Source organism: Nostocoides sp. F2B08, assembly GCF_009184895.1.
Lineage (GTDB): Bacteria > Actinomycetota > Actinomycetes > Actinomycetales > Dermatophilaceae > F2B08.
The window spans coordinates 82853-109403 of record NZ_WESE01000003.1 but is presented as its reverse complement, the minus strand read 5'-3'; the positions used below and the strand labels follow the sequence as shown (position 1 = coordinate 109403).

At 69.4% G+C, this 26551-nt stretch carries 26 protein-coding genes; 17 read left to right on the top strand and 9 right to left on the bottom strand.

Going from position 1 to position 26551, the window contains the following annotated elements; all coding sequences use genetic code 11:
* Positions 1 to 8: 8 nt before the first annotated feature.
* Genes GA707_RS07965 through tkt form a run of 3 tightly spaced genes read right to left on the bottom strand, consistent with a single transcriptional unit; the run spans position 9 to position 5136 of the window.
* Complete coding sequence (locus tag GA707_RS07965; protein ID WP_152177905.1) at positions 9 to 1658, bottom strand: glucose-6-phosphate isomerase; 1650 nt, start codon at positions 1656 to 1658, stop codon at positions 9 to 11.
* Entirely contained in the window at positions 1655 to 2887 is a 1233-nt protein-coding gene (gene tal / locus GA707_RS07960) for a transaldolase (RefSeq protein ID WP_226963627.1), read from the bottom strand. The genes GA707_RS07965 and tal overlap by 4 nt, the downstream gene beginning before the upstream one ends.
* An 8-nt stretch (positions 2888 to 2895) precedes the next feature.
* Complete coding sequence (gene tkt, locus GA707_RS07955) at positions 2896 to 5136, bottom strand: transketolase (protein ID WP_152177904.1); 2241 nt, start codon at positions 5134 to 5136, stop codon at positions 2896 to 2898.
* A gap of 85 nt (positions 5137 to 5221) precedes the next feature.
* Between tkt and GA707_RS07950 the strand changes: the two genes are divergently transcribed.
* Entirely contained in the window at positions 5222 to 6196 is a 975-nt protein-coding gene (locus tag GA707_RS07950) for a heme o synthase (protein WP_152177903.1), read from the top strand.
* Positions 6197 to 6284: 88 nt separating this feature from the next.
* On the opposite strand, the gene GA707_RS07945 is transcribed toward GA707_RS07950, so the two are convergent.
* Genes GA707_RS07945 through GA707_RS07935 form a run of 3 tightly spaced genes read right to left on the bottom strand, consistent with a single transcriptional unit; the run spans position 6285 to position 8800 of the window.
* A complete protein-coding gene (locus GA707_RS07945; RefSeq protein WP_152177902.1) occupies positions 6285 to 7253 on the bottom strand; it encodes a heme A synthase in 969 nt (322 codons plus the stop codon).
* 24 nt (positions 7254 to 7277) lie between these two features.
* Entirely contained in the window at positions 7278 to 8018 is a 741-nt protein-coding gene (locus tag GA707_RS07940; RefSeq protein ID WP_152177901.1) for an ABC transporter permease, read from the bottom strand.
* Complete coding sequence (locus GA707_RS07935; RefSeq protein WP_152177900.1) at positions 8015 to 8800, bottom strand: ABC transporter ATP-binding protein; 786 nt, start codon at positions 8798 to 8800, stop codon at positions 8015 to 8017. The genes GA707_RS07940 and GA707_RS07935 overlap by 4 nt, the downstream gene beginning before the upstream one ends.
* 96 nt (positions 8801 to 8896) lie before the next feature.
* Here GA707_RS07935 and GA707_RS07930 point away from each other — a divergent pair, with 96 nt between their 5' ends.
* The 11 genes from GA707_RS07930 (at position 8897) to GA707_RS07880 (ending at position 18054) form a co-directional block, all read left to right on the top strand.
* The gene (locus tag GA707_RS07930; RefSeq protein ID WP_152177899.1) at positions 8897 to 9538 is read left to right on the top strand and encodes a phosphatidylserine decarboxylase; all 642 of its coding nucleotides are present in this window, start codon (positions 8897 to 8899) and stop codon (positions 9536 to 9538) included.
* On the top strand, positions 9538 to 10653 hold the full coding sequence (locus tag GA707_RS07925) for a phosphatidylcholine/phosphatidylserine synthase (protein WP_152177898.1): 1116 nt from the start codon (positions 9538 to 9540) through the stop codon (positions 10651 to 10653). Before GA707_RS07930 ends, GA707_RS07925 begins: the two co-directional genes overlap by 1 nt.
* Before the next feature lie 48 nt (positions 10654 to 10701).
* Positions 10702 to 11499: a helix-turn-helix transcriptional regulator gene (locus tag GA707_RS07920; RefSeq protein ID WP_370460019.1), complete on the top strand. Its 798-nt coding sequence runs from the start codon at positions 10702 to 10704 to the stop codon at positions 11497 to 11499.
* On the top strand, positions 11496 to 12917 hold the full coding sequence (gene sufB, locus GA707_RS07915; protein WP_152177897.1) for a Fe-S cluster assembly protein SufB: 1422 nt from the start codon (positions 11496 to 11498) through the stop codon (positions 12915 to 12917). Before GA707_RS07920 ends, sufB begins: the two co-directional genes overlap by 4 nt.
* The gene (gene sufD / locus GA707_RS07910; protein WP_152177896.1) at positions 12918 to 14132 is read left to right on the top strand and encodes a Fe-S cluster assembly protein SufD; all 1215 of its coding nucleotides are present in this window, start codon (positions 12918 to 12920) and stop codon (positions 14130 to 14132) included.
* Positions 14129 to 14458, top strand: coding sequence for a non-heme iron oxygenase ferredoxin subunit (locus tag GA707_RS07905; RefSeq protein ID WP_152177895.1), 330 nt, complete (start codon positions 14129 to 14131; stop codon positions 14456 to 14458). The genes sufD and GA707_RS07905 overlap by 4 nt, the downstream gene beginning before the upstream one ends.
* A 6-nt stretch (positions 14459 to 14464) precedes the next feature.
* Positions 14465 to 15241 (top strand): Fe-S cluster assembly ATPase SufC, encoded by a 777-nt coding sequence (sufC, locus tag GA707_RS07900; protein WP_152177894.1) that lies wholly within the window; start codon positions 14465 to 14467, stop codon positions 15239 to 15241.
* A gap of 94 nt (positions 15242 to 15335) precedes the next feature.
* A complete protein-coding gene (locus tag GA707_RS07895) occupies positions 15336 to 16655 on the top strand; it encodes an aminotransferase class V-fold PLP-dependent enzyme (RefSeq protein ID WP_226963626.1) in 1320 nt (439 codons plus the stop codon).
* Positions 16655 to 17134: a Fe-S cluster assembly sulfur transfer protein SufU gene (gene sufU / locus GA707_RS07890; protein WP_152177893.1), complete on the top strand. Its 480-nt coding sequence runs from the start codon at positions 16655 to 16657 to the stop codon at positions 17132 to 17134. Before GA707_RS07895 ends, sufU begins: the two co-directional genes overlap by 1 nt.
* On the top strand, positions 17131 to 17457 hold the full coding sequence (locus GA707_RS07885; RefSeq protein ID WP_152177892.1) for a metal-sulfur cluster assembly factor: 327 nt from the start codon (positions 17131 to 17133) through the stop codon (positions 17455 to 17457). Before sufU ends, GA707_RS07885 begins: the two co-directional genes overlap by 4 nt.
* Before the next feature lie 21 nt (positions 17458 to 17478).
* A complete protein-coding gene (locus GA707_RS07880; RefSeq protein ID WP_152177891.1) occupies positions 17479 to 18054 on the top strand; it encodes an acVLRF1 family peptidyl-tRNA hydrolase in 576 nt (191 codons plus the stop codon).
* An 18-nt stretch (positions 18055 to 18072) separates the two neighbouring features.
* Here GA707_RS07880 and GA707_RS07875 read toward each other — a convergent pair whose 3' ends face one another.
* The gene (locus GA707_RS07875) at positions 18073 to 18987 is read right to left on the bottom strand and encodes a neutral zinc metallopeptidase (RefSeq protein WP_152177890.1); all 915 of its coding nucleotides are present in this window, start codon (positions 18985 to 18987) and stop codon (positions 18073 to 18075) included.
* 140 nt (positions 18988 to 19127) lie between these two features.
* Here GA707_RS07875 and GA707_RS07870 point away from each other — a divergent pair, with 140 nt between their 5' ends.
* Positions 19128 to 20726 carry an ABC-F family ATP-binding cassette domain-containing protein gene (locus tag GA707_RS07870; protein WP_152177889.1) on the top strand — a complete coding sequence of 533 codons (1599 nt, stop codon included), beginning with the start codon at positions 19128 to 19130 and terminating at the stop codon, positions 20724 to 20726.
* Positions 20727 to 20753: 27 nt separating this feature from the next.
* On the top strand, positions 20754 to 22613 hold the full coding sequence (locus GA707_RS07865; protein ID WP_152177888.1) for an ABC transporter ATP-binding protein: 1860 nt from the start codon (positions 20754 to 20756) through the stop codon (positions 22611 to 22613).
* 108 nt (positions 22614 to 22721) lie between these two features.
* Here the strand turns inward: GA707_RS07865 and GA707_RS07860 are convergent, their stop codons facing one another.
* Positions 22722 to 23528, bottom strand: a complete 807-nt coding sequence (locus GA707_RS07860; protein WP_226963625.1) for an SURF1 family protein — start codon at positions 23526 to 23528, stop codon at positions 22722 to 22724.
* Positions 23529 to 23586: 58 nt separating this feature from the next.
* On the opposite strand from GA707_RS07860, the gene moaA reads away from it, so the two are divergent.
* On the top strand, positions 23587 to 24597 hold the full coding sequence (gene moaA / locus GA707_RS07855) for a GTP 3',8-cyclase MoaA (protein WP_152177887.1): 1011 nt from the start codon (positions 23587 to 23589) through the stop codon (positions 24595 to 24597).
* Between the two features lie 9 nt (positions 24598 to 24606).
* Here moaA and GA707_RS07850 read toward each other — a convergent pair whose 3' ends face one another.
* Positions 24607 to 24861: a DUF3099 domain-containing protein gene (locus GA707_RS07850; protein WP_226963624.1), complete on the bottom strand. Its 255-nt coding sequence runs from the start codon at positions 24859 to 24861 to the stop codon at positions 24607 to 24609.
* Between the two features lie 146 nt (positions 24862 to 25007).
* On the opposite strand from GA707_RS07850, the gene GA707_RS07845 reads away from it, so the two are divergent.
* Positions 25008 to 25736, top strand: coding sequence for a beta-ketoacyl-ACP reductase (locus GA707_RS07845; RefSeq protein ID WP_152177886.1), 729 nt, complete (start codon positions 25008 to 25010; stop codon positions 25734 to 25736).
* 25 nt (positions 25737 to 25761) lie between these two features.
* Positions 25762 to 26547 carry an enoyl-ACP reductase FabI gene (gene fabI / locus GA707_RS07840; RefSeq protein ID WP_152177885.1) on the top strand — a complete coding sequence of 262 codons (786 nt, stop codon included), beginning with the start codon at positions 25762 to 25764 and terminating at the stop codon, positions 26545 to 26547.
* Positions 26548 to 26551 lie beyond the last annotated feature (4 nt).

Sequence of the window (26551 nt, the reverse complement as noted above, 5' to 3'; positions counted from 1 at the left end):
GTCTCCCGTCAGCGACCGTGACCGGACAGAGCCCGCAGGACTGCCCCGCGACCACCCGCTCCACGCAGATGGAGACGGAGTACCGGACGGGCGTGCTCGCCGAGAACTGCGGCGTCCCCACCGGCCTGGGCGGCGATGAACTCCCCGAAGGTGAAGTCCCGGCCAGGAACATCGAGGTCCTGCTCGGGTGTGTCGGTGATCTGGATGTAGACACCCTGCGCGGGCCCGCCCTTGTGGTACTGGCCGGTCGAATGGAGGAACCGAGGCCCCCACCCGAAGGTCACCGGGCGGTTCACCGTCCGGCTCAAACGGGGAGCGATGGACGGGAGGCGCTCGAGGTCGGGGTCCTCGCCGGTGCGGTCCAGGTAGGCCATCACCGCCACGTAGCCGTTGCGCGGGTCGAGCTGCTCGAGTAGGGCGGCGATGGCGTCGGGGAGGTTGGTGGCCGAACCGATCCACTCGTCTCCTGCACCATCCTCCGGAAGAACTCGGATCTCGACGTCTCCGTCGGTGAACAGTGGCGGGCCGCCGGTCGACGCACCTCCCTCGAGCAAGCGGCGCGCCGCCTGCTTGGCCGACTCGACATCGGGTTGGTCGAAGGGATTGATGCCGAGCAGGCGCCCGGCGACCGCGGTGGCGGCTTCCCAGAGGAGGAGCTGAGCGCCGAGGCTGCCGGCGACGGCGGCCGCGGAGGTCGTGGTCAGGGCGGCCTCCTCGATGTCGCCGACGAGCTCGACCGTCGTGATGTCGTCAGCGTCGAGCAGATCTCCCGACGTCCCGTTATCGGCGATGACGACGATCGGGAGGACACCGCGGCCATCCTTGCCCGTCGACTCGGCGATGAGCTGTTCGGCCCAGTCGCCGAAACCGACGATGGGCGTGCCGTTGTCGACCAGCATGATCTTGTCGCGCAGTGGTGTGGTCGCCGCCAGAACCGCGCCGAGTCGAAGAGCCGGATTGTCGTCCGAGTCGCTGGCGAGGACGTCCGACACGGCCTCGGCGTCATCGAGAAGGCGGCCGACGTCGACACCCGCGAGCCCGGCCGGGACGAGCCCGAACGCCGTCAGCGCGGAATAGCGCCCACCGACCTGCGGGTCGGCGGTGACGACGCGGTATCCCGCTGAGCGGGACTCCTCCTCTAGTGGGCTGCCGGGATCGGTGACCACGACCATGCGTGTCGTGGGGTCGATGCCGGCGGCCTCGAAGGCGGCGATGAACGCCCGGCGCTGGCTGTCCGTCTCCACCGTGCCGCCGGACTTGCTCGACACGACGACAACGGTACGACTCAGTTCCTGCAAGGCCGAGCGGACCGAGTCCGGGTGCGACGAGTCGACGATGACGATCTCGCGGCCCTCGGTCGCACAGATGACCTCGGGTGCCAGTGACGACCCGCCCATTCCGCACAGGACGACTCGGTCGACGGCGTCCGACATCAGGTCTGCACGCAGCGCTGCGATCTCCCCGACGAGAGGCCTCGAGGTGCGGGGCAGCGTGGTCCAGGCGAGCCGGACCGACGCTTCGGCCTCCGCCGCCGGGCCCCAGAGTGTGTGGTCGCCGGCGAAGAGGCGACTGGCGACCCGGTCCTCGACCAGTCGGGGGACTGCGTCCGCGACGGCGGCCGTCGCCGCTCCCGACGTGGCGACCGCGACGGCGCTCACGACGAGGCCTTCTCGAGCTCGACCGCGACGCCGTCGAGGAGGGCGTTCCAGGACGCCTCGAACTTCTCGACCCCCTCGCGCTCGAGCAACTCGGTGACCTCCGTATAGCCGATCCCGAGCTGTTCGAGGTCGTCCAGGACTTTGCCCGCCGCCGAGGAGGTGCCGGTGACGGTGTCGCCGGAGATCTCGGCATGATCGATCACCGCGTCGAGGGTCTTCTCGGGCATCGTGTTGACCGTGCCGGGAGCCACGAGCTCGGTGACATACATGGTGTCCGGGTAGGCGGGATCCTTCACGCCCGTCGAGGCCCACAGCGGCCGCTGCGGCCGGGCTCCGTCGTCGGCCAGGTTCTGCCATCTGGGGGTTGAGAAGACCTCCTCGTAGGCGTGATAGGCCAGGCGGGCGTTGGCGATCCCGGCTCGCCCGCGCAGTGCCGTCGCGGCGTCTGTGCCGATCGCGTCGAGCCTTCGGTCGACCTCGGTGTCGACCCGGCTCACGAAGAACGAGGCGACGGAGTGGATGGTGTGCAGGTCGACGCCGGCTTCGCGGGCCTGTTCCAGGCCGGTGAGGAACGCGTTCATGACCGCGCGGTAGCGGTCGATGCCGAAGATGAGGGTCACATTGACCGAGATGCCTGCGGCAATGGTCTGTGAGATGGCGGGCAGACCCTCCACGGTCGCCGGGATCTTGACCAGCAGGTTCGGCCGGTCGACCGCGTCGGACAGCGCCTGCGCCGCCTCCACGGTGGCACCCGTGTCGTGCGCCAGTCGGGGATCGACCTCGATCGAGACACGACCGTCGACGCCGTCAGTGGCCTCGTACAGCGGCATGAAGATGTCGCAGGCTGCCCTGACGTCATCGGTCGTCAGGATGAACACGGCCTCGTCGACAGTGGACCCCGCTTCGGCGAGCTGTTCGATCTGGGCTGTGTACGCGTCCCCCTCTGCGAGCGCCGACTGGAAGATGGAGGGGTTCGTCGTCACGCCGACGACTCCCTTCGCCTCGATGAGCTCCTGGAGGTTGCCGGACTCGATCCGTTCGCGGGACAGGTCATCGAGCCAGATGGAGACCCCCGCGGACGCGAGGCTCTCCAGGGGGCCGGAGCCACCCTGCTCGGCCGGGCGGCTGGACTGGTCGGTCGGTTCTCGGTCCGCCGCCGTCCCGTGGGTCGTCGCCTGGTCCCGCATCTGTTCGGTCATCGCCTCGTCCGTTGTGGTGTGTTTCGTCATGCCGCTCGTCAGCTCCCCTCCGAGACCGCCGCCTTCTGGGCGGTCGTCGCGCGTGGTGTGGTGTCGGTCCGCGCCGTGGACTTCTCGCCCCCGGCGGGGGGAGCATCCCGGTGGGCACGCTTCAGCGACGCCCGGGCGGCCTTGACGACGGCATCCGCCGTGAACCCGAACTCGCGGAAGAGCGTGGCCGCGTCCGCGGAGGCTCCGTAGTGGTCGATCGCAACGACCTCGCCGGCGTCTCCGACGAAGTCCCGCCAGCCCAGCGGCGCGGCGGCCTCCACGGAGACGCGCGCCCGCACCTCGGGCGGCAGGACCGAGCGGCGGTATGCGGCGCTCTGGGCCTCGAACCACTCCCGGCACGGCATGGAGACGACCCGGGTACTCACTCCTCTGCGTTCCAGAGTCGTGCGGGCCTCGAGAGCGATCGCGACCTCGGAACCGGTAGCGATGATGATGACCTCCGGTTGCGTCCCGCTTCCGTCCGCGAGGACGTAGGCGCCCTTGGCTGCGTTGCGCGCCGGCCCAAGCTCGCTGCGGTCGAGAGTCGGAACGGCCTGCCGGCTCAGGGCGAGACCGGTCGGTTCGCCCCGACGGAGGATCTCGCCCCACACGACGGAGGTCTCGTTGGCGTCAGACGGTCTGACGACGTTGAGGCCGGGAATGGCTCGAAGCGCCGGAAGGTGCTCGATGGGCTGGTGCGTAGGCCCATCCTCCCCGAGTCCGATGCTGTCGTGGGTCCAGACGAACGTCACGGGCAGCTGCTGGATACAGGCGAGGCGGACGGCGGGTCGCATGTAGTCGCTGAAGACGAGGAACGTGCCGCCGTAGGGCCGGGTCAGTCCTTCGAGGGCGATTCCGTTGAGGATCATCCCCATCGCATGCTCGCGGATCCCGAAGTGCAGCGTTCGGCCGTACCAGCCGCCGGCGAACTCCTCCGTCTGCTTGCGGGGTGGGACGAAGGACGGCTCGCCGGCCATCGTGGTGTTGTTGGATCCGGCAAGGTCGGCGGAGCCGCCCCACAGCTCGGGCATGACCGGCGCCAGAGCGCCGAGGACCTTTCCCGATGCCGCCCGGGTCGCCAGGCCCTTGGCGTCGGCCTCGAACGTCGGTAGGGCGTTCGTGAGCCCCTCCGGGAGCCGGCCGTCGACGAGCCGGTCGAGCAGGTCCGCTCGCTCCGGCTGCGCCTTGCGCCATGCGCGATAGGTCTTGTCCCAGTCCTTGCGCCCGGCCTTGGCGCGTTTGCGCAGTGCCCGCGTGTGGGCGACCACGGAGCGGTCCACCTCGAAGGTGCGCTTCGGGTCGAATCCAAGCAGCTCCTTGAGGGCGGCGACCTCGTCCTCGCCCAACGCCGAGCCGTGGGCCTCGCCGGTGTCCTGCTTCGTCGGCGACGGCCAGGCGATGATCGTCCGCAGGATCACCAGGGTGGGTCGCTTCGACCTGCGACTCTTCGTGAGGGCCGCGTTGAGGGCGTCGACGTCCTCAACGTAGTCGTCACCGTGCCCGTCGCCACGCCAGTCGATGGTGACCACGTTCCACCCATAGGCTTCGTACCGCGCGCCTACATCCTCCGAGAACGCGATATCGGTGTCGTCCTCGATCGAGATGAAGTTCTGGTCATACACGACGGTGAGGTTGCCGAGCTCCTGGTGTCCGGCGAGTGACGAGGCCTCGGAGGCGACGCCCTCCATGATGTCGCCGTCGGAGGCGATGACCCACACGTGGTGGTCGAAGGGGCTTTCACCCGCAGGCGCGTCGGGGTCGAGGAGGCCGCGCTGGCGCCGTTGGGCCATCGCCATCCCCACGGCTGAGGCGAGCCCGGATCCCAGAGGACCGGTGGTGATCTCCACACCCGGCGTGTGGTGAACCTCGGGGTGACCTGGCGTGCGACTGTCCCAGGTGCGAAGCGCCTTGATGTCCTCGAGCTCGAGGCCGAAGCCGCCGAGGTACAACTGGATGTACTGGGTCAGGCTCGAGTGCCCGCACGAGAGCACGAAGCGGTCCCGGCCGAGCCAGGTGAGATCCGCGGGGTCGTGGCGCATGACGTTCTGGTAGAGCAGGTAGGCGAGTGGAGCGAGGCTGATCGCCGTTCCCGGATGTCCGTTACCGACCCGCTGCACGGCGTCCGCCGCCAGAACCCGCACGGTGTCGACGGCCCGGATGTCGAGGTCGGTCCACCCGACCTTGCGGGCCTTGGGTCTCGGAAGGCTCGAAGACCTGCGTGCAGTCGCCGTTCGGGTGGTCGCCGTCATGAAGACACGTCTCTCTCGCTCGGGGATTCGCTCTCGCCAGCCTAGTGGTCGTGAGCCGACAGTGGCGCCCCGATAGACTGCCGGGGTGACTGCCCTCGACGACACGGCCGGCGCCACCGCTGCGACCCGTTCCGAGGTCGGGACGGGCGCGACGCGGGGGCGGTCGATCCGCTCGACCGTCGGCCCTTATGTGGCCCTGACCAAGCCTCGGATCATCGAGCTGCTGCTCGTCACGACGGTTCCGGTCATGTTCCTCGCGCAGCGTGGGATCCCAGACCTGTGGTTGGTCGTCGCGACGCTCATCGGTGGGTCGATGTCCGCCGGGGCAGCGAACACGTTCAACTGCGTCTACGACCGAGACATCGATGCCCTCATGCATCGCACCAGCAACCGTCCGCTCGTGACCGGTGCGGTCTCCGAGCGCGGAGCACTGGTGTTCGGTGCCGTTCTCGCGGTGGTGTCCACCGTCTGGTTCGCCGTCCTCGTCAACCTCGTGTCGGCGCTGCTGAGCCTGCTCGCCATCGTCTTGTACGCCGTGGGGTACACCGTCATCCTCAAGCGCCGCACGTCGCAGAACATCGTGTGGGGGGGTATTGCGGGCTGCATGCCCACCCTGATCGGATGGTCGGCCGTCACGGGTGGCCTGGACTGGCCGGCCATCATCCTCTTCCTCGTCATCTTCTGGTGGACGCCGCCGCACTACTGGCCGCTGTCGATGACGTTCAAGGATGACTACGTCACGGCTGACGTGCCGATGTTGCCCGTCGAGAAGAGCGCGGTCCACGTGGGACGTCAGATCGTCGTGTACTCGTGGGTGATGGTGGCCACCTCCCTCACCCTCATCCCCGTCGCGCCGATGGGATGGGTGTATGCGGTCGTCGCGGTCCTCGCGGGCGGGCTGTTCATCGTCGAGGCCCATCGACTGCTGCGCGTCGCGGCTCGCGGGGGCTCTGAGGCAGAGCTCCGTCCGATGCGCCTCTTTCATTACTCGATCACCTACGTGACCCTGCTGTTCCTCGCCGTCGCGATCGATCCCCTTCTGTACGCTCCCCTCGCGTAACCTGCGGGTCCGACCTCACACCCGCCCCGCAGGCAGAGTCTCGCTGGGTGACGATCGACACGGCCACGCCGGGCCGCCGCGCGTGAGACTAAGTAGCGTCGACGTACGCGGCGGAGGCGACGGGCACCTGGTGTGTACCGCCTGCGGTGCGCACGGCGACAACGGCCCGGGTGAGGGCGACCACCAGGAGCCCTGCGCCGAGCATGTGCGCGAGGACGAGGACCTCGGGCAGTCCGGTGAAGTACTGGACGTATCCGACCACACCCTGGGCCATCGTCACGATGAACACATCGCGCCACGCCGTCGCTGCACGGGCGGTTCGTGCGGTGAGCCGGACGGCGATCCAGGTGCCGACCACGAGTCCGACGAAGAGCATCACCGTGTCCGCGTGCAACCAGCTCACGACACGCGGGTCGAAGCCGTACCGCGCAGGCGTCTCGGCGTCGCCCGAATGCGGACCCGAACCGGTCACGACAGTGCCGAGCGTGAGCACCACGACGCCGACTGCGACGGTCACCCAGGCCAGGCCGGCGACCAGTCGGGGCACCACGAGGCCGCGTGGCAGGCTCGGCTCGTCCCGTGCGAACCAGAGATATGACGCGGCGGCGATCAGAACGCAGGACACCATGAAGTGGATCGACACCGTGATCGGGTGGAGACCCGCGAGAACGGTGATGCCGCCGATCACCGCCTGGAGCACGACTCCGACGAGAACCGCGGCCGCTGCAACGGTGAGGTGCCGGCGCCGCAGGTAGCGCCATGCGGCGAACAGGCTGGCGATGGCGATGGCCGCGAGGACGAAGGTGAGGAGACGGTTGCCGAACTCGACGTACTTGTGCCACCCCTCGGCCTGCTCGACGGTCGGGGTGAATGACCCGGGAGCGCACTCGGGCCACGTGGGGCACCCGAGCCCGCTTCCGGTCACTCGTACCAGGCCGCCGGTGACGACGATCCCCACCTGGGCGACGATATTGGCGATCAGGACCGGGGCCACCCACCGCGGAACCGAGCGCACACGCTGGTCTGATGCGGAGGAGGGGGTCGCGAGGCTCGTCACGTCTTCAGAGTCTAGGTGTGTGTGTCAGTCGCTCCACCGGAAGGTCCGACGAGCCAGGCCGCCGGCCACTGCGGCCCAGCCGAGCAGGGCTACCCAGCCGGTGAGTGGCGCCGTCCCCTCCAGCGCCGCTGTGCGAGCGGACTCTCCCAGTAGCCCGGGGGGAAGCCATCGCGCGACGGACTCGGCCGCAGCCGGGAGGGTGTCGACAGGCAGGAGGAGACCTAGACCGAGGAACAGGATCCACAGCAGGTTCGCGAGGGCGAGGACGGCCTCGGCCCGGAGGACACCGGCGAGCAGGAGGGCGATGGAGACGAAGCAGGCCGCCCCGATGAGGACCGTCACAACCAGCAGAACGAGAGCGACCGCACCGGGACGCCAGCCCAGTCCTGCTGCAACCACGCCCAGGAGGACGGTCTGGAGGACGAGGACGGTCATGACCGCGAGGGCCTTGCCGGCCAGTAGCCCGCCCCGCCCGAGCGGGGAGACCCCGAACAGTCGGAGCACGCCGTACCGGCGGTCGAACGCTGTCGCGATCGCCTGGCCCGTGAACGCAGTGGAGACCACGGCGAGGGCGAGAACTCCAGGAGTCACGACCGCGATGCGGGGCTCGCCGAGCTCCGGGTACGAGGACAGCGCCAGGACCACAAGCGCCATCGCCGGGAGTAGAAGCGATACCAGGAGCTGCTCGCCGTTGCGGAGGAGCGTCGTGGACTCGAACCGCGCCGATGCGAGGATGCGGGTCATGGCAGGTGCCGGCCGGGTCATGACCTCCCCCGTTCGTGCCTGTTCCCCCGTGCGGCTCGCCCCTGGGAGGAGGTTCCCCGCTCGCCACCTCGCGACCGGGTGAGTCGGAAGAACAGATCCTTCAGCGTCTCGCCCTCGGTGAGAGTGGCGAGGTCCCCGGACGCGACGACGACACCGGCATCCATGACGACGACGTCATCCGCGATGCGCTCGGCCTCCTCGAACGAGTGGGTCGTCACGACGACACACGCCCCGGCTCCCGCGATGCCCTCGACGACGTCCCAGACGTCCATTCGGGCGTGTGGGTCGAGCCCTGCGGTCGGCTCGTCGAGGAAGGCGACATCGGGATGCCCGACGAGGGCCACGGCGAGTGCGACACGTTGCCTCTCGCCGCCGGACAGCCGTCGGACGGAGGTCGCACGTGGGGGGACGCCGAGCCGTGCCAACAGATCGTCGGGATTCTGAGGCGATGCGTACAACGAAGCCATGTGTCGGACCACGGACGGTGCTGAGCGGGTGTTCGGCAGCCCGCCGTCCTGAAGCATCACACCGACTCGAGCACGGTGCTCGGGGCCCGCCCGCCATGGGTCCGCGCCCAGGACGCTGACCGTGCCGGAATCGGGGCGTTGCAGGCCTTCGAGGCATTCGAGCGTCGTCGTCTTGCCGGCGCCGTTCGATCCCAGGACCGCCGTCACACGACCGGCCTGCGCGGTCCAGGACGCCCCGCGGACCGCTTCCACCGCGCGGAAGGACTTGCGGAGGCTCTCGACGACAACGGTCGGGCTCGGAGTGGGGGCGGACATCGCAAGTCATCCTAGGCTGGTCACACACATCCGCCGATGCGCGCCCCTGGCGCCGAGATCAGGAGAGTCCGGTTGGCCCCGCGAGAACATCCCGTCATGGATCCGGCCGGCCTTCCGGCTGTCGCCGTCGCCGCCGTCCCGGCACTCGTCGCCGCGGTCGCGCGTCGACCACGTCTGGCGATGGCACTGACCGCCGCGCCGCTGGCCGTCGCCGCCTTCTTCCGAGACCCCGACCGACGGGTCGACAGCTGGCCCGCAGACCCCCACGAGATCCTCGCGCCGGCCGACGGTCGGGTCATGCACGCCGGAGCGCCACAGCCCGGGGTCGCGCCGGACGGCGACTGGCTCCAGGTCGCCATCTTCCTGTCGGCCTTCGACGTCCACATCAACCGAAGTCCGGCCTCGGGTGTCGTGCAAGACGTGACCTATCACCCGGGTCGCTGGCTGGCGGCCTTCTCGGCGGCAAGCGCCGTCGAGAACGAGCGCAGTGAGATCCACCTGACCAGCGTGGTGGAGGGGGTGGCCCGGCCCGTGGTGTACCGCCAGGTCGTCGGCCTCCTGGCGCGACGGATCGTGACCCGGGTGCGACCCGGGCAGACCGTACTGGCGGGGGAGCGGATCGGCCTGATGAAGTTCGGGTCGAGGATGGACGTCTTCGTCCCGACCGACTGCACGCTCGAGGTCTCCCGCGGAGACCGCGTAGTCGCCGGTGAGACCGTCATCGCACGGTGGAGCTGATGACGGATCAGGCGGCCCAGCCCGAGGCCCCGGGGCCGCCACCGGCGCCCGGTCGTCGGCGCATTCGACGACCGAAGGCCGGCCGACGGCGCCGGTTCGGCCGATGGCGGCTGATCTCGCCGACCGGGGCCGAGGTGGTGTCGCTGCGTCAGCTGAGCCGCCGCGACCGACTCCGCGTCACCGCGCCGAGTATCTTCACGACGGCCAACATGGGGTGCGGTTTCGCGTCCGTCCTCCTCGCATTCCGGGAGCGGTTCGGCTGGGCCGCAGGGATCCTCGTCCTCGCCGTCGTCCTCGACATGGCCGACGGTTTCGTCGCTCGGAAGGTCGGAGCGACGACACCCTTCGGAGTTCAGCTCGACTCGATGGCGGACCTGATCTCATTCGGTATGGCACCGGCCGTTCTCGTGCACACCTGGGCCTTGGACGCCTGGCCGGTCGCCGCCTGGGCCGGTGCTTTCCTGTGGTTGGCGTGTGCCGCGTTCCGACTCGCCCGGTTCAACGTGACCGTGGACCCGATGGCCGACAAGCGGTACTTCGTCGGGCTTCCGAGCCCCGGTGCCGCCGCCGTCGTGATCGCGACGATCCTCGCGCTGGACGATCCGGACGTCGGACCGCGCGTCGGCGAGGTGGCCCTCCTTCCTGTCGTCGTCTCGATCGTTCCCGCCCTGCTGATGGCCGGATCCGTACGGTTCAGGTCGTTCCGCAACCTCCTCACCCCGACGACACCCAGGTCGCGGCTCACGACGGCCGTCGTCGCGACGGTCGTTCTCGTCGGCCTTGTCGTCTCACCCGCCACCACTCTGCTCGTCCTGGCATATGCCTACGTGCTCAGTGCGCCGCTCGGTGTGCTGACGGCTCCCGTGCGCGAGCGGTTCCTGGGACCGGAGTCGGTGGCACCACCGCGCTACCGGATGCGCTCGGTGTTCCTCCCAGAGGCCGATGACGACTCGGATGATGACGACTCGGACGACGGTGACGACTCGGACGACGGTGACGTTCCAGAGAGCGACGACGGCTCCGCCGAGAGTGACCACGATGACGAGAACCATGCCGATCGTGACCGTCGCCACGGTCGCAGTTCGGCCGGCCGGCCGGCCCCGCCGCGCGGGTGAGGGTCACCTTCCTTTGTGCCCGGTTGCGCAATTACCTAACATAGATGTGTGATTTATGCCGAGAACGCAGCCGGAGCGCGTGGCTCCCAGTCGGTGCCCGCCGACCGCAGCACGCGTGCCCGTGTGCTTCGGCGTATCAGCGAGGCCGGTCCGCTCACGGCTACCGCGCTCTGCTCAGATCTGGGATTGACGGACACCGCCATCCGCCGTCATCTCGACGGACTCCATGCTGATGGGCTCATCGAGGCCCGCGAGATCCGTCCCGCTGGGCGACGGCGGCGCGGGCGCCCGGCTCGGGGATGGGTGATCAGCTCGGACGGCCACTCGGCGCTGTCGTCCGGCTACGACGATCTCGCGACGGAGGCGCTGCACTTCCTCGCTTCGGCGGTCGGCCCTGACGCCGTGGCGACGTTCGCCGAGCAGCGGGTCTCCGAGGTCGAGCGGCGATACGCGGCCGAGCTCGCCGGAGTCGGTGACGACCCGCACGAGCGGGCCGCCGCCCTCGCAGCGGCGCTGGCCCGCGACGGGTACGCGGCGAGCACCCGGCCCGTCGAAGGTGGTTCCGGAACAGCGGGACTCCAGCTCTGTCAGGGGCACTGTCCGGTTCAGCACGTGGCCACCGAGTTCCCGCAGTTCTGCGACGCAGAGACCGAGGCCTTCTCCCGGCTCCTCGGCGTGCACGTCCAGCGCCTCGCCACCCTGGCCCACGGCGACCACGTCTGCACGACCTTCGTGCCCGGCGTGACGGCCACCGCCGGGCCGTCCGGTCCCGGCCCTCAGACGGTCGATACGAACCCCACACGCATCACTCCCACCACCAACCCATCGGAAGGGTCGAGCTCATGACCGCATCCATCGAGGACCTCAACCCAGGCCTGAAGGACATCGGCCGCTACGAATACGGCTGGGCCGACAGTGACGTGGCCGGTGCCTCGGCGCGCCGCGGCCTGGACGATGAGGTCGTCCTCGACATCAGCCACCGCAAGTCGGAACCGCAGTGGATGACAGACCTGCGCCTGAAGTCGCTCCGGCTGTTCGACAAGAAGCCGATGCCCCACTGGGGTGCCGACCTCTCAGGCATCGACTTCCAGAACATCAAGTACTTCGTGAAGTCCACCGAGAAGCAGGCCACGACCTGGGACGAACTCCCCGAGGACATCAAGAACACGTACGACCGGCTGGGTATCCCGGAGGCCGAGAAGCAGCGCCTGATCGCGGGTGTGGCCGCCCAGTACGAGAGCGAGGTCGTCTATCACCAGATCCGTGAGGATCTCGAGGAGAAGGGCGTCATCTTCGTCGACACCGACACGGGGCTGCGTGAGCACGAGGAGCTCTTCCGGGAGCACTTCGCGACAGTGATCCCCGCGGGTGACAACAAGTTCGCCTCGCTCAACACGGCCGTGTGGTCCGGCGGGTCGTTCATCTACGTTCCCAAGGGAGTCCACGTCGACATCCCGCTCCAGGCCTACTTCCGGATCAACACCGAGAACATGGGTCAGTTCGAGCGGACGCTGATCATCGCCGACGAGGGTTCCTACGTGCACTATGTAGAGGGCTGCACGGCTCCCATCTACAAGACCGACAGCCTGCACAGCGCCGTCGTCGAGATCATCGTCAAGAAGGACGCCCGGGTTCGGTACACGACGATCCAGAACTGGTCGAACAACGTCTACAACCTCGTGACGAAGCGCGCGACCTGCGCCGAGGGCGCCACCATGGAGTGGATCGACGGCAACATCGGGTCCAAGGTCACGATGAAGTACCCCGCTGTCTTCCTCATGGGCGAGCACGCCAAGGGCGAGACCCTGTCCATCGCTTTCGCCGGGGAGGGACAGCACCAGGACGCGGGGTCGAAGATGGTGCACGCCGCTCCTCACACGAGCAGCACGATCGTCTCCAAGTCCGTCGCCCGGGGTGGCGGTCGGACCTCCTACCGGGGACTGGTGCAGGTCAACGAGGGAGCGCACGGCTCCAAGAGCAGCGTCGTGTGCGACGCGCTGCTCGTGGACACGATCAGCCGATCGGACACCTATCCCTATGTCGACATTCGCGACGACGACGTCCAGATGGGGCATGAGGCGACGGTCTCGAAGGTTTCCGAGGACCAGCTCTTCTACCTCATGTCCCGAGGGCTGTCCGAGGAGGAGGCCATGGCCATGATCGTCCGCGGCTTCGTCGAGCCGATCGCGAAGGAGCTGCCCATGGAGTACGCCCTCGAGCTCAACCGACTCATCGAGCTGCAAATGGAAGGAGCGGTGGGCTGAATGAGCCTGCTCACCCCGAGCCCGACCGAAAGCCGTGAGGCGCACACCCACAGCGGGCAGACCATGGTGCCCGACGTCTCCCGCGGGGAGCGACGCCGCTCGTTCGACGTCGGCGACTTCCCACCTCCCACGGGACGGGAGGAGGAATGGCGGTTCACCCCGCTGGACCTCCTCGGGGGTGTGCTGTCGGACGCGCCGACGGATGACTCCCGTGACGGCTCCGCCGCAGACTTCGATGTCGAGGCCCCGGACGGCGTCCTGCGTCCCAGCCTCCGCCCAGGCCAGGCCCCGCGGGGCACGGTTCTCGTGCCGGAGGACCGAGCGGCTGCGGTCGCGTCGGCGAACACCGGCGAGGCTCTGCACCTCGCCATCCCCGCCGAAGCCGTCCTCACAGATCCGGTCCGTGTCACTGTGACCGGTTCTGGCCGTGGTCGACGCTCCAACGCGCACTACGTCGTCGAGGCCGGTGCGCACAGCAAGGGCGTCGTCATCATCGACCACCAGGGCGGCTGCGACCACACCGGCAACCTCGAGGTCCTCGTCGGTGACGGCGCCGATCTGACCGTCGTGAGCCTGCAGCGGTGGGACGACGACGCCCTGCACCTCGCCCAGCACGAGGCCCTCGTCGGCCGTGACGCGACCTACCGGCACATCGCGGTGACGCTCGGCGGTCGCGTCGTCCGGATGAACTCGAACGTGCGCTATGCCGGTCCGGGTGGTGACGCGACGTTGCTAGGTGTCTACTTCGCCGACGCCGGACAGCACCTCGAGCACCGCTCCTTCGTCGACCACGAGGCGCCGCACTGCCGGTCCAACGTCGAGTACAAGGGCGCGTTGCAGGGCGACTCGGCCCGCACGGTATGGGTCGGCGACGTCCTCATCCGCGCGAGCGCCGAGGGGACCGACACCTACGAGCTGAACCGCAACCTCGTACTCACCGACGGCGCACGCGCCGACTCCGTGCCGAACCTCGAGATCGAGACCGGTGAGATCGCCGGCGCAGGGCACGCGGCAGCGACCGGGCGGTTCGACGACGAGCAGCTGTTCTACCTGATGGCCCGGGGCATCCCCGAGTCGGAGGCCCGACGGCTCGTCGTCAGGGGTTTCTTCGCGAGCATCATCAACCGCATCGGCGTGCCCGAGGTCGTCGACCAGCTCATGGCCGCGATCGACGCCGAGCTCGAGGCGAGCGCGAACGACCGGGTGAGCGCGTGATCGACCTCGACTTCATCCGGGTGTGCCGCCTGGACGAGCTACCCAGCGTGGGTGCGGCGCGCGCCAACCTCGACGGCCGAATCGTCTCGATCGTCCGGGCCGAGGACGGCTCCGTCCACTGCATCGACGATGAGTGCACCCACGGGCGGGTGTCACTGTCCGAAGGCGACGTCAGTGGGTGCACCGTCGAGTGCTGGCTGCACGGTTCCCGCTTCGACCTGCGCACTGGCCACCCCCTCAGCCCCCCGGCGACCGAGCCGGTCGTCGTCCATTCCGTCAAGATCGAGGGTGACGAGGTCTTCGTCGCCCTCGCCGAGGAGAACTGAGTTCCCATGACCGACACATCCGCACACACGCTCGAGATCCGGGGCCTGCACGTCACGGTCGAGACCGAGTCAGGCACCACGGAGATCCTCCGCGGCGTCGACCTGACGGTACGTAGCGGGGAGACCCACGCCATCATGGGCCCGAACGGCTCGGGCAAGTCGACGCTGGCCTACGCCATCGCCGGCCACCCGAAGTACACCGTCACCGAGGGCAGCATCCTGCTCGACGGCGAGGACGTCCTCGAGATGGCGGTCGACGAGCGCGCCCGCGCCGGACTCTTCCTCGCGATGCAGTATCCGGTGGAGATCGCGGGAGTGACCGTGTCCAACTTCCTGCGCACCGCCAAGACCGCCGTCGACGGCGAGGCGCCCAAGTTGCGCACCTGGGTCAAGGAGGTCAACACCGCGATGGCGGCGCTGCGGATGGACTCCGCCTTCGCCCAGCGCAACGTCAACGAGGGCTTCTCCGGCGGCGAGAAGAAGCGGCACGAGATCCTGCAGCTGGAGCTGCTCGGGCCGAGGATCGCGGTTCTCGACGAGACGGACTCCGGCCTCGATGTCGACGCCCTCAAGGTTGTCTCCGAGGGGGTCAACCGGGCCAAGGAGAACACCGATCTGGGGGTCCTCCTCATCACCCACTACACGAGGATCCTGCGCTACATCCAGCCCGACTTCGTCCACGTCTTCATCGACGGCCGGATCGTCGAGGAGGGCGGCCCCGAGCTGGCGGATCGACTCGAGGCCGAAGGCTATGACCGCTACCTGTCGACGGTCAGCTCCTGACCCTCCATCAGCCGGACGTCGACCGCCTCGTCGTCCAGACCGACCACTGCCCGCTCGTTGCACCGGGTAGACACCACTGACCGTGAGGACCCGCGTGACCGCACCAGTGACCGCCGAGGCGTTCTCCTCGGCGGAGGTGGCCCGCATCCGGGCCGACGTCCCGATTCTCGCCCGTACCGTGCGCGAGGACCGGCCGTTGGTCTATCTCGACTCCGGCGCGACGAGCCAGAAGCCCGGGAGTGTGCTGGACGCCGAACGCGAGTGGTACGAGCGCTTCAACGCCGCGCCCCACCGCGGCGCGCACGCTCTCTCCGAGGAGGGCACCGAGGCCTACGAGTCGGCACGGCTCCGGATCGCGGCGTTCGTGGGCGCCGCTCATGACGAGATCGTGTTCACGAAGAACGCCACCGAGGCCCTCAACCTCGTGGCCTACGCGTTCTCGAACGCGGCGACCGGTGGTGGCGGCGGGTCGGGCGAGCGCTTCCGGATCGGTCCCGGGGACGAGATCGTCGTCACCGAGATGGAGCACCACGCCAACCTCATCCCGTGGCAGGAGCTTGCGCGCCGAACCGGCGCCACCCTGCGTTGGATCGGGGTGCGGGACGACGGTCGTCTCGAGCTCGACGGGATCGAGAACGTCGTGACCGAGCGCACGAAGGTCGTTTCGTTCACCCACCAGTCCAATGTCCTGGGCACCATCACGCCCGTGCGCCGGATCGCGGAGCTGGCGCGCGAGGCCGGCGCGGTGAGCGTCCTGGACGCGTGCCAGTCCGTGCCGCACATGCCCGTCACCGTCACCGAGCTCGGGGTGGACCTTCTCGCGTTCTCCGGTCACAAGATGCTCGGCCCCATGGGCGTCGGAGCGCTCTGGGGACGCGCGGAGGTGCTCGACGAGATGCCGGTCTTCCTCACCGGCGGGTCGATGATCGAGACCGTGACGATGGAGTCGGCCACGTACGCTCCGGTCCCCCAGAAGTTCGAGGCCGGCGTCCCCAATGCGGCCCAGGCGATCGGACTCGCCGCAGCGTGCGACTACCTCACCGACCTCGGCATGGCCCGCGTGGCCGCGCACGAGCACCTGCTCACCGCGCGCATACTCGAGGGCCTGGCGGAACGACCCTGGGTGCGGGTCGTCGGTCCTACGGACCTGACCGAGCGCGGGGGAGCGGTGGCCTTCGTCGTCGACGGGGTGCACGCGCACGACGTGGGGCAGGTCCTCGACCACGAGGGCGTGGCGGTGCGTGTCGGACACCATTGCGCGTGGCCCCTGCACCGGAGGATGGGCGTCACGGCGACCACGCGCGTCAGTGTGCACGCCTACAACACGGTGGAGGAGATCGACGTCTTCCTCGCCGCCCTGGACCTGGTGCCGGCCGTCTTCGGTGTGAGCACCACGGGCGCAGGAGCTCGGTGATGGACCTCTACCAGGAGCTCATCATCGAGCACAGCAAGCGACCTCACCGGGCGGGGCTGCGCCAGCCCTTCGAGGCTGAGGTGCACCATGTCAACCCCACCTGCGGTGACGAGGTGACCGTTCGCGTGCATGTCAGTGGTGCTGGCCCCGACGCTGTGCTCGAGGACGTCTCCTACGATGCGCTGGGCTGTTCCATCAGCGTGGCCAGCGCCTCGATCATGGCCCAGGAGATCACAGGGCACCCGTTGCGCGACGCGGCGACAACGTATGCCGCAGTTCGCTCGATGCTCACGAGCAAGGGCGTGGACCAGGGCGACGAGGAGGTCATCGGCGACGGTGTCGCCCTCTCCGGCGTCGCCAGGTACCCAGCCCGCGTCAAATGTGCGCTCCTCGGATGGATGGCCCTCGAGGATGCCCTCGCCCAGGCCGGCCACGCGCTGCGCGGGAGCGAGAACCGAACTCAGGAAGGAACGTCATGACGAACACCGCCATGCCCGCCAACGTCGCAGATGTCGAGGAGGCGCTCCGCGACGTCGTCGACCCCGAGCTCGGGATCAACGTCGTCGACCTCGGCCTCGTGTACGGCGTCACCGTCGACCCGCAGAACCACGCGGTCATCGACATGACCCTGACCTCGGCGGCCTGCCCGCTCACCGACGTCATCGAGGACCAGGTGACCTCTGTGCTCGAGGGCCTTGTCGCCGGCCATCGGATCAACTGGGTGTGGATGCCGCCGTGGGGGCCGGACAAGATCACCGAGGACGGCCGCGAGCAGCTGCGCGCGATCGGCTTCAACATCTAGGTCGGCGTTCGGGCACCGGCCATGGCCGAACGCCTCGTCGAGGTCGCACCCGACCGCATGGCCGGGTGGCTGGAGCGCTTCGAGCGCAACAACCCGGACGGTCCGCAGCGCATCCGGGCCACTCGAGAGCCGCTCCCGTCGCCCTTCGCCGTCCTGCTGATCCGTCGCGGCGGCTATGCCGTGGCCGTAGCCGACCGCGACACACTGAGCGCGCACAAAGTGGGCAGCCGCCACGTGCAGTCGCGCACCGCGGCGGGGGGGTGGAGCCAGCAGCGTTTCGCGCGCCGTCGGGACAACCAGGCCGATGCGCTCGTCGCCGCCGTCGCGGACCATCTTGCGCGCGTTCGCGAGGTCGCGGGCGGGCCGGTCCGGGGCCTCGCCGCGGGTGGGGACCGCTCGCTCATCGCCCAGGTGCTCGATGACCCCAGGCTGGGCGATCTTCGGGAGCTACCTACCCGGGAGTACCCTGCGGTTCCGGACCCACGCCGCGCAGTCCTGGACGAGATCGTGCGACGGGCCCGCGCATACGAGGTGTGCATCGACGACGGACCCGACGAGCCGTCCGACGAGTCTGACCTGACCCGCCAGAACCGCTGATACGGAGCCGCCGGAGGGTCAGTTGACGGACTGCACCGCGAAGGTGTCGCACTGGTTGAGGTCACCGGTCTGGTACCCCTGGAGGAACCATCGCTGACGCGCCTCGGACGAGCCGTGGGTCCAGTTCTCGGGAGTGACCCTACCCTGGGTGCGCTCCTGGATGTTGTCGTCGCCCACCGCGGCTGCAGCGGAGAGCGCGTCGCGGATCTGCTCGTCCGTGATCGGCTGGAGGAACGGCTCACCCGTGGCCGGGTCCGGCACCTGGCTGGCGTGGCCCACCCACACTCCGGCGAGGCAGTCGGCCATCAGCTCGATCCGCACGGCGCCCGACTCGGCTCCCTGCGGGTCCTGCTGGGCCCGACCGAGCAGGCCCAGCTGGTCCTGCAGGGCGTGACCGTACTCGTGGGCCACGACGTACATCTGCGCCAGCGGGCCGCCCTGCGCTCCGAACTGGTCCTCGAGGAGACGGAAGAAGTTGGCGTCGATGTAGATGCTCTGGTCCAGTGGGCAGTAGAACGGGCCGACCTGGTTCGACGCCGTTCCGCACGCCGACTGGGTCACCCCGTCGTAGAGCACGGTCTCCGTCATCCGCCACTCCCGGCCGTACCGGGGCAGCTCGCTCGACCAGAACGCCTGCACCGAGTTGACGGCCCCCACCATGCGGCACCAGATGTCCTCGTTCGCGTCGGCGCCCGTCTGACAGTTCGCCACCAGGCTGTTCGATGCGTCACCGGCCGTGTCCACCTGAGCCGGGCTGGAGGACCCGGAGTCCGTCGGCAGACTGTCGGGGTTGATGCCGAAGAACATGAGGATGAGCGTGAGGATCAGACCGCCGATGCCCCCGCCGATGGCCAGACCCCCCGGCCCCCGCCCGCCACCGCCCCCGGTTCGGACCTGGGAGGTGTCCAGCCGGACGTTCTCGTTGAAGGTCATATCGTGCCTTTCGACCACGCACGGCTCACTCAGCCGTGGCAGGGGAACCGTGCCAGCGCACTTAGACTAGGCCATCGACAGGCTCGTTCAAGGCCTCCACCCCCGCGATGCGGGGTCGTCCCACCAGATCGTCCGAACCAGTGATCACCGCCACCGACATCGAGCTGCGCGCCGGCTCGCGTCTGCTCCTGCAGCACGCGAGCTTCCGCATCGCACCCGGGGACCGGATCGGGCTCGTCGGTCGCAACGGGGCGGGCAAGACCACACTGACGAAGGTCCTCGCGGGCGTCGGACAGCCGGCGTCGGGAACGGTGACCGTGAGCGGCAGCGTGGGCTATCTCCCGCAGGACCCGCGGACCGGTGACCTCGCCGTCCTCGCCCGGGACCGGATCCTCAGCTCCCGAGGCATGGACCGGATCGTCGCGGACCGCGAGACGGCGGAGAAGCGCATGGCGAGCGCGGACGCGGAGACCATGGAGCGGGCCATGCGCCGGTATGCGCGGCTCGAGGCGGAGTTCGAATCGGCGGGTGGGTATGCGGCCGAGTCCGAGGCCGCCGCCATCGCCTCGGCCTTGGCACTGGACGCGCGCATCCTCGGCCAGCCACTGCATACTCTGTCGGGAGGACAGCGGCGCAGGGTCGAGCTGGCGCGGATCCTCTTCAGCGGAGCCGAGACGCTGCTGCTCGACGAGCCGACGAACCACCTCGACGCCGACTCCGTCGTGTGGCTACGGGACTACCTGAACGGGTACCGGGGGGGGCTGGTCGTGATCTCCCACGACGTCGACCTGCTCGGCACCGTCGTCAACCGGGTGTTCCACCTCGACGCGAACCGCGAGGAGCTGGACATCTACAACGTCGGGTGGAGCGCATACCTGGCGCAGCGCGAAACCGACGAGCGGCGTCGTCGGCGTGAACTCGCCAACGCCCAGAAGAAGGCGGCTGCGCTGATGGCGCAGGCCGACAAGATGCGGGCCAAGGCGACCAAGGCGGTCGCCGCCCAGAACATGGCGCGTCGTGCCGAGCGCATGCTCGCCGGCGTCGAGGGCGAGCGCGTCCAGGACAAGGTGGCCCGACTGCGTTTCCCGACCCCGGCGCCGTGCGGCCGCACGCCCCTGCGCGGCGAGGGCCTCTCTCGCTCCTACGGCTCGCTCGAGGTCTTCACCGATGTCGACCTGGCCATCGACAGAGGCTCGCGGGTCGTGGTCCTCGGCCTCAACGGTGCCGGGAAGACCACCCTGCTGCGTATCCTGGCAGGCGTGGACACGCCGGACACCGGCGCAGTCCAGCCGGGGCACGGGCTCCGGCTCGGCTACTACGCGCAGGAGCACGAGAACCTCGACACCGACCGCACCGTGCTGGAGAACATGAAGTCGGCGGCGCCGGACCTCGGGGAGACCGAGGTACGCAAGGTGCTGGGGTCCTTCCTGTTCTCCGGAGACGACGTCGACAAGCCGGCCGGCGTGCTGTCCGGTGGTGAGAAGACCCGGCTGTCGCTCGCGCTGCTCGTCGTGTCCGCCGCGAACGTGCTCCTCCTCGACGAGCCGACGAACAACCTGGACCCGGCCTCCCGCGAGGAGATCCTCGGTGCCCTGCGCACGTACGAGGGCGCGGTCGTCCTCGTGACCCACGACGAGGGCGCGGTAGAGGCTTTGGAGCCCGAGCGCGTATTGCTCCTTCCGGACGGGGTCGAGGACCTCTGGGGATCGGACTACCGCGACCTCGTGGCGCTGGCATGAGGCGGTCGTCGTGAGGCGGACCCGTCGATGAGCACCCACTCGGGGTGGCAGACGATGCGGACCCTCAGTCGCGACGGCTCGGTCCGTGACGTTCGGCTCGCGGAGGGCACCACCCGTCGGGTCCTGGGCTACGCCCGGCCGCAGTCGCGTCGGATCGCCGTCTTCCTCGTCCTCGTCGTGCTCAGCGCCGTGATGGTCGTCGCCACGCCACTGCTGCTGCAGCGGCTCATCGACGACGGCGTCATCGCGGGTGACAGCGACCTGGTCGTCCGGATCGCTCTCATCGTGGCCGGCCTGGCTGTCCTCGAGGCGATCCTGACGATGGTGCAGCGGTGGTTCTCGGCGCGCATCGGTGAAGGGCTCATCTATGAGCTCCGGACCGAGGTGTTCGGCCACGTCCTGCGCCAGCCGATCGCCTTCTTCACGCGAGCCCAGACCGGTGCGCTCGTGAGCCGGCTCAACAGCGACGTCATCGGAGCCCAGCAGGCCTTCACCACGGTCCTGTCCAGCGTCGTCAGCAACGCGGTCTCGCTCGTGCTCATCGTCGCGGCCATGCTCTCGCTCTCGTGGCAGCTGACGCTCGGGGCCCTTCTCCTCGTGCCGCTGTTCCTCGTGCCCGCCCGCATCATGGGGCGCCGCCTCGCCGGGCTCTCGCACGAGCAGATGCGCCTGAACGCCGATATGGGCTCGACGATGACCGAACGCTTCAACGTGGCCGGGGCCCTGCTCGTCAAGCTCTTCGGCCGCCCGGAGCGCGAGGAGCAGGCGTATGCGGTGCGCGCGGCCGGCGTTCGCGACGTCGGAGTGCGGATCGCGATGAACCGCTCGTTCTTCCTGGTCGCACTGACGCTGGTCGCATCGCTGGCGACCGCGATGGTCTACGGTTTCGGAGGCGTCATGGCAGTCGACGGCGAGCTGCAGGTCGGCACCCTCGTCGCCCTGACGGCGCTGCTCGCGCGCCTCTACGGGCCGCTCACCGCCATCTCCAACGTCCGCGTGGACATCATGACCGCCCTCGTGTCCTTCGAGAGGGTCTTCGAGGTGCTCGACCTGCGTCCGCTCGTGGCCGAGGCCCCCGAGGCCGTGGCGATCCCCGGCGGTCCGGTCCGGCTCGAGCTGGACTCGGTCTCCTTCCGTTATCCAGGGGCCGACGAGGTCTCACTCGCCTCACTCGAGTCGGTCGCCCACGGCGACCGTCGGGGTGGGGGACCGGTGCTCACCGATGTCTCGTTCACGGTCGAGCCCGGACAGACCGTGGCCCTCGTCGGTCCGTCGGGGGCGGGCAAGACGACGATCACGAGCCTCGTGGCGCGGCTGCACGACCCGACCACCGGCGAGGTCCGCATCAACGGGGTGCCGCTGACGCGGGCGACCGAGGACTCGCTCCGCTCGGTCGTCGGTATGGTGACCCAGGAGGCCCATCTCTTCCACGACACCATCCGGTCCAACCTTCTCTACGCCCGACCGGACGCCACCGAGGCCGAGATCTGGACCGTCCTGGAGCGGGCTCGCATCGTTGACCTCGTCCGGTCCCTGCCCGAAGCGCTCGACACCGTCGTCGGAGACCGCGGACACCGGCTCAGCGGCGGCGAGAAGCAGCGGATCGCCCTCGCACGGCTCTTGCTCAAGGCCCCCGGTCTCATCATCCTCGACGAGGCGACCGCGCATCTGGACAGCGAGTCGGAGGCTGCCGTGCAGCGGGCTCTCGAGGAGGCCCTCGCCGACCGGACGGCGCTCGTCATCGCCCACCGCCTGTCCACGGTCCGCTCCGCGGACCTGATCCTGGTGATCGACCAGGGCCGGATCGTCGAGCGCGGCACACACGCGGCCCTCCTGGGTCGCAGCGGACTGTACGCCGACCTCTACCGGACCCAGTTCGTCGACTGACCGCTCGCGGTCGGTCTCACCGCGGGCCTCGCGCCAGTCCCGGGAAGCTCCGTCGTCAGTGACCTCGGTCGCCGGTGGTGGTCCTGCATCGTCGATGGTCTTTGGCGGTCAGTAGTCGTCCTCGTCCCAGCGGCTCACCTTCGCGGGTCGCCGGACCGGCTCCGGTTCACCTGGTCCGAGCGGCTCCTGCTCCTCGCGCAACTCCCGCCGCACGCCGAGGATGACGAAGGCGTATCCGAGCGCCATCGTGAGCCACCACTGGATGGCGTAGGCCTGGTGCGGGCCGAGGCTGCGGTCGGGGGGCTCCAGCGGACGTAGCCCCGAGTCGACCTCCTGTCCCGCTGCGTCGGTCTCCAGCTGCATGCGGACGTATGCGCCGGGCAGGTCCTCGCCGACGACGCCCTCGAGATCGGGCCGGGCGATGCTGGCCACCTGCCCGGCGGGCAGGTCCCGGCCCAGGCTCCGTTCGTAGGGCCTGACCCAGCCGAGCACGGTCACCTCACCCTGAGGCGGGGCAGGCACCTCGGGCAGAACCGCCGCGCTCTCGGGTGAGTTGCGCACCCACCCGCGGTCGACGACGATGAGCCGGCCGCTGTCCTCCCGCAGCAGACCGAGGACCTCGTAGCCGTAGACACCCTCGTTCGGACGGTTCCGCACATAGATGTGGTCGTCCTCGTAGGTGCCGCGCAGCTCGACCCGCGCCCAGTCGGCCCCGGGGCGCACCCCGCCGTCGTCGACGACCTCGTCGAACGCGACCGGGTCGGCCCGGTAGTTGCGGTCCAACGTGGCGTTGCGCTCGGTCTTGGCCTCATAACGGCTCCACTGCCACTGTCCGAGGGCGAAGCAGGCGGCGGCGAAGACGGTCGCAAGGAGCAGGCCGCCGAGCCACTTCGGTCGGAAGAGCCTGGTCAGCACGCGCCGTTCTCCATCACGGTCAGGGTACGTCGGTGTGCCACCACGTAGGCTGGGGGGTATGACTTCCCCCACCCACGCGCTGCCGCTCGCCGACCAGCACGGCCGGGTGGCCCGCGACCTGCGGGTGTCGGTCACCGACCGGTGCAACCTGCGCTGTACCTACTGCATGCCCGCGGAGGGCCTGCCGTGGCTGCCCAAGCCCGACATGCTCACCGACGACGAGCTGATCAGGATCGTTCGGATCTTCGTGGGCCTCGGGGTCACGCAGATCCGGCTCACCGGCGGAGAGCCCCTGCTCCGTCGCAGCATCGTCGACCTGGTTGGACAGATGGCGGAGCTCAGGCCTCGGCCTCGGCTGGCGCTCACGAGCAACGGGGTGGGCCTGGACCGTCTCGCCGGGCCGCTCGCCCAGGCCGGTCTGGACCGGGTCAACATCAGCCTGGACACGGTCGACCGTGACGAGTTCCGCCTCCTTACGCGCAGGGACCGGCTGCACGACGTCGAGAAGGGGCTGGCGGCCGCGGCCGAGGCGGGTCTGACGCCGGTCAAGGTCAACGCTGTGGCGATGCGCGGGGTGAACGACCACTCGGTCGCCGACGTCCTCCAGTGGTGTCTCGACCGCGGCTACGAGCTGCGGTTCATCGAGCAGATGCCGCTCGACGCGCAGCACTCGTGGGACGCCGAGGCGATGGTGACCGCCGAGGAGATCCACACCCTCCTCTCCCGTCGGTTCACGCTCACGCCGCTCCCGGAGGAGGACCGCGGCAGCGCGCCCGCCGAGCGGTTCCTCGTCGACGGCGGGCCGGAGACGGTCGGGATCATCGCGAGCGTCACCCGACCGTTCTGCCGTGCCTGCGACCGCACCCGGCTGACGGCCGACGGGCAGGTGCGGAACTGCCTGTTCTCCCGTCGCGAGACGGACCTGCGCGAGCCGCTGCGGGCCGGAGCGAGCGATGACGAGCTCGCGGCACTCATCAACGGAGAGATGTGGGTCAAGGCGCCGGGCCACGGCATCGGGATGGCGGGATTCACCCAGCCTGACCGACCGATGTCCGCGATCGGCGGCTGAGCGGAGAGCTCACCCGCCCAGGTGACGGTTCGGCGCGACCGGGGGCCGCTGGGTCGAGACGTTGAGGGCGCGCGGCCGCACGGCGTTCGCGATGAGGACGGCGAAGTAGGGGAGGAAGACCGCGAGGGCGACCATCGTCCAGCGCAGCCATCCAGTGGCGATGACGGCACCGAAGAAGCACACCGTGCGCACGCCCATGGCGATGAGGTAGGCCCGCATCCGTGCCGACTGCTCCTGCTTCAGGGGCGCTCGCGCGGTGGTCACACTCTGCGGTGTGGGCGGGGGTTGGGCCACCTCGTCAGCGTACGCGTGTGCAGCCTCGGACCCGGCACCGTCACATCGGCACCACGGGTCGCGGCCGGCGCGAGAGGGGCACGTTACCCAGTGGTAGTCCACTAGCGTTGCCTGCCATGAGCACCGGCCCGACGGATCAGACGTACACCGCCCTCGTCACGGGCGGAAACCGGGGGATCGGCCTGGCGATCGCCCGACGAATGCGAGACGAGGGCCACCAGGTCGTCGTCGCGTCCCGCTCGGGCGAGGCCCCCGAGGGGTTGTCGGCGGTCACGTGCGACGTCGGCGACCCGACCTCCGTCGACGCTGCCTTCGCGGCCGCCGAGGAGCAGCTCGGCAGGACGATCGACGTCGTCGTGGCCAACGCCGGAATCACGCGTGACACGCTGCTGATGCGCATGACCGACGACGAGTTCTCGTCGGTCGTCGACACCAACCTGGCCGGCGCCTTCCGGGTCGCGCGGCGTGCTGTCAAGGGCATGATCCGCGCGCGGCGGGGCCGCATCATCCTCATCTCCAGCGTCGTCGGGCTGTACGGCTCCCCGGGCCAGGCCAACTACGCCGCGAGCAAGGCCGGGCTGGTCGGGTTGGCGAGATCGATCAGCCGCGAGCTCGGCGGTCGGGGCATCACGGCTAATGTCGTCGCCCCCGGCTTCATCGAGACGGACATGACCGCGGAGCTGCCGCCGGACCGACGAGACGCGTACCAGGAGGCCATCCCGGCCGGACGATTCGGCGCGGTCGAGGACGTCGCCGCCGCGGTGTGCTTCCTGGCCTCCGACGGCGCGGGATACATCACCGGCGCGGTGCTGCCGGTCGACGGCGGACTGGGCATGGGTCACTGAGGTCCGGGAAAGGACGGAACGCATCATGAGCAGCACCTCCACGACAACAAACCTGCTCGAGGGCAAGAAGCTCCTCGTCACCGGAGTCCTCATGGACTCGTCCATCGCGTTCCACGTCGCTCGACTCGCCCAGGAGCAGGGCGCCGAGGTCGTGCTGACATCGTTCGGGCGGACGATGCGGATCACCCAGACCATCGCCAAGCGGCTGCCCTCGACCCCACCGGTCGTCGAGCTCGACGTCACGAACGACGAGCACCTGGACACCCTTGCCGAACGACTCGGCGAGCACGTCCCGCACCTCGACGGTGTGCTGCACTCGATCGGGTACGCCCCGCCTGGCGCCTTCGAGTTCATGAGTGGAACGTGGGAGGACGTGGCGACCGCCCTGCACACCTCCGCGTACTCGCTCAAGGGCCTCGCGCAGGCGAGCCTTCCCCTGATGAGTCGGGGAGGCAGCCTCGTCGGCCTGACGTTCGACGCCTCGTTCGCCTGGCCGGTGTACGACTGGATGGGCGTCGCCAAGGCCGCCTTCGAGGCGACGAACCGCTACCTTGCCCGGGACCTGGGTCGTGGCCACGGGGTCCGCTGCAACCTCGTCGCGGCCGGACCCATCCGCACGACCGCCGCCAAGTCGATCCCAGGCTTCGAGGCGTTCGAGAACACCTGGGACCAGCGAGCGCCACTCGGCTGGGACGTCGACGACCCCGAGCCGGCGGCACTGGCCTGCGTCGCACTCCTCTCCGACCTGTTCCCCGCGACGACCGCCGAAATCGTCCACGTCGACGGTGGCGTGCACGCGATGGGCCAGTAGCACC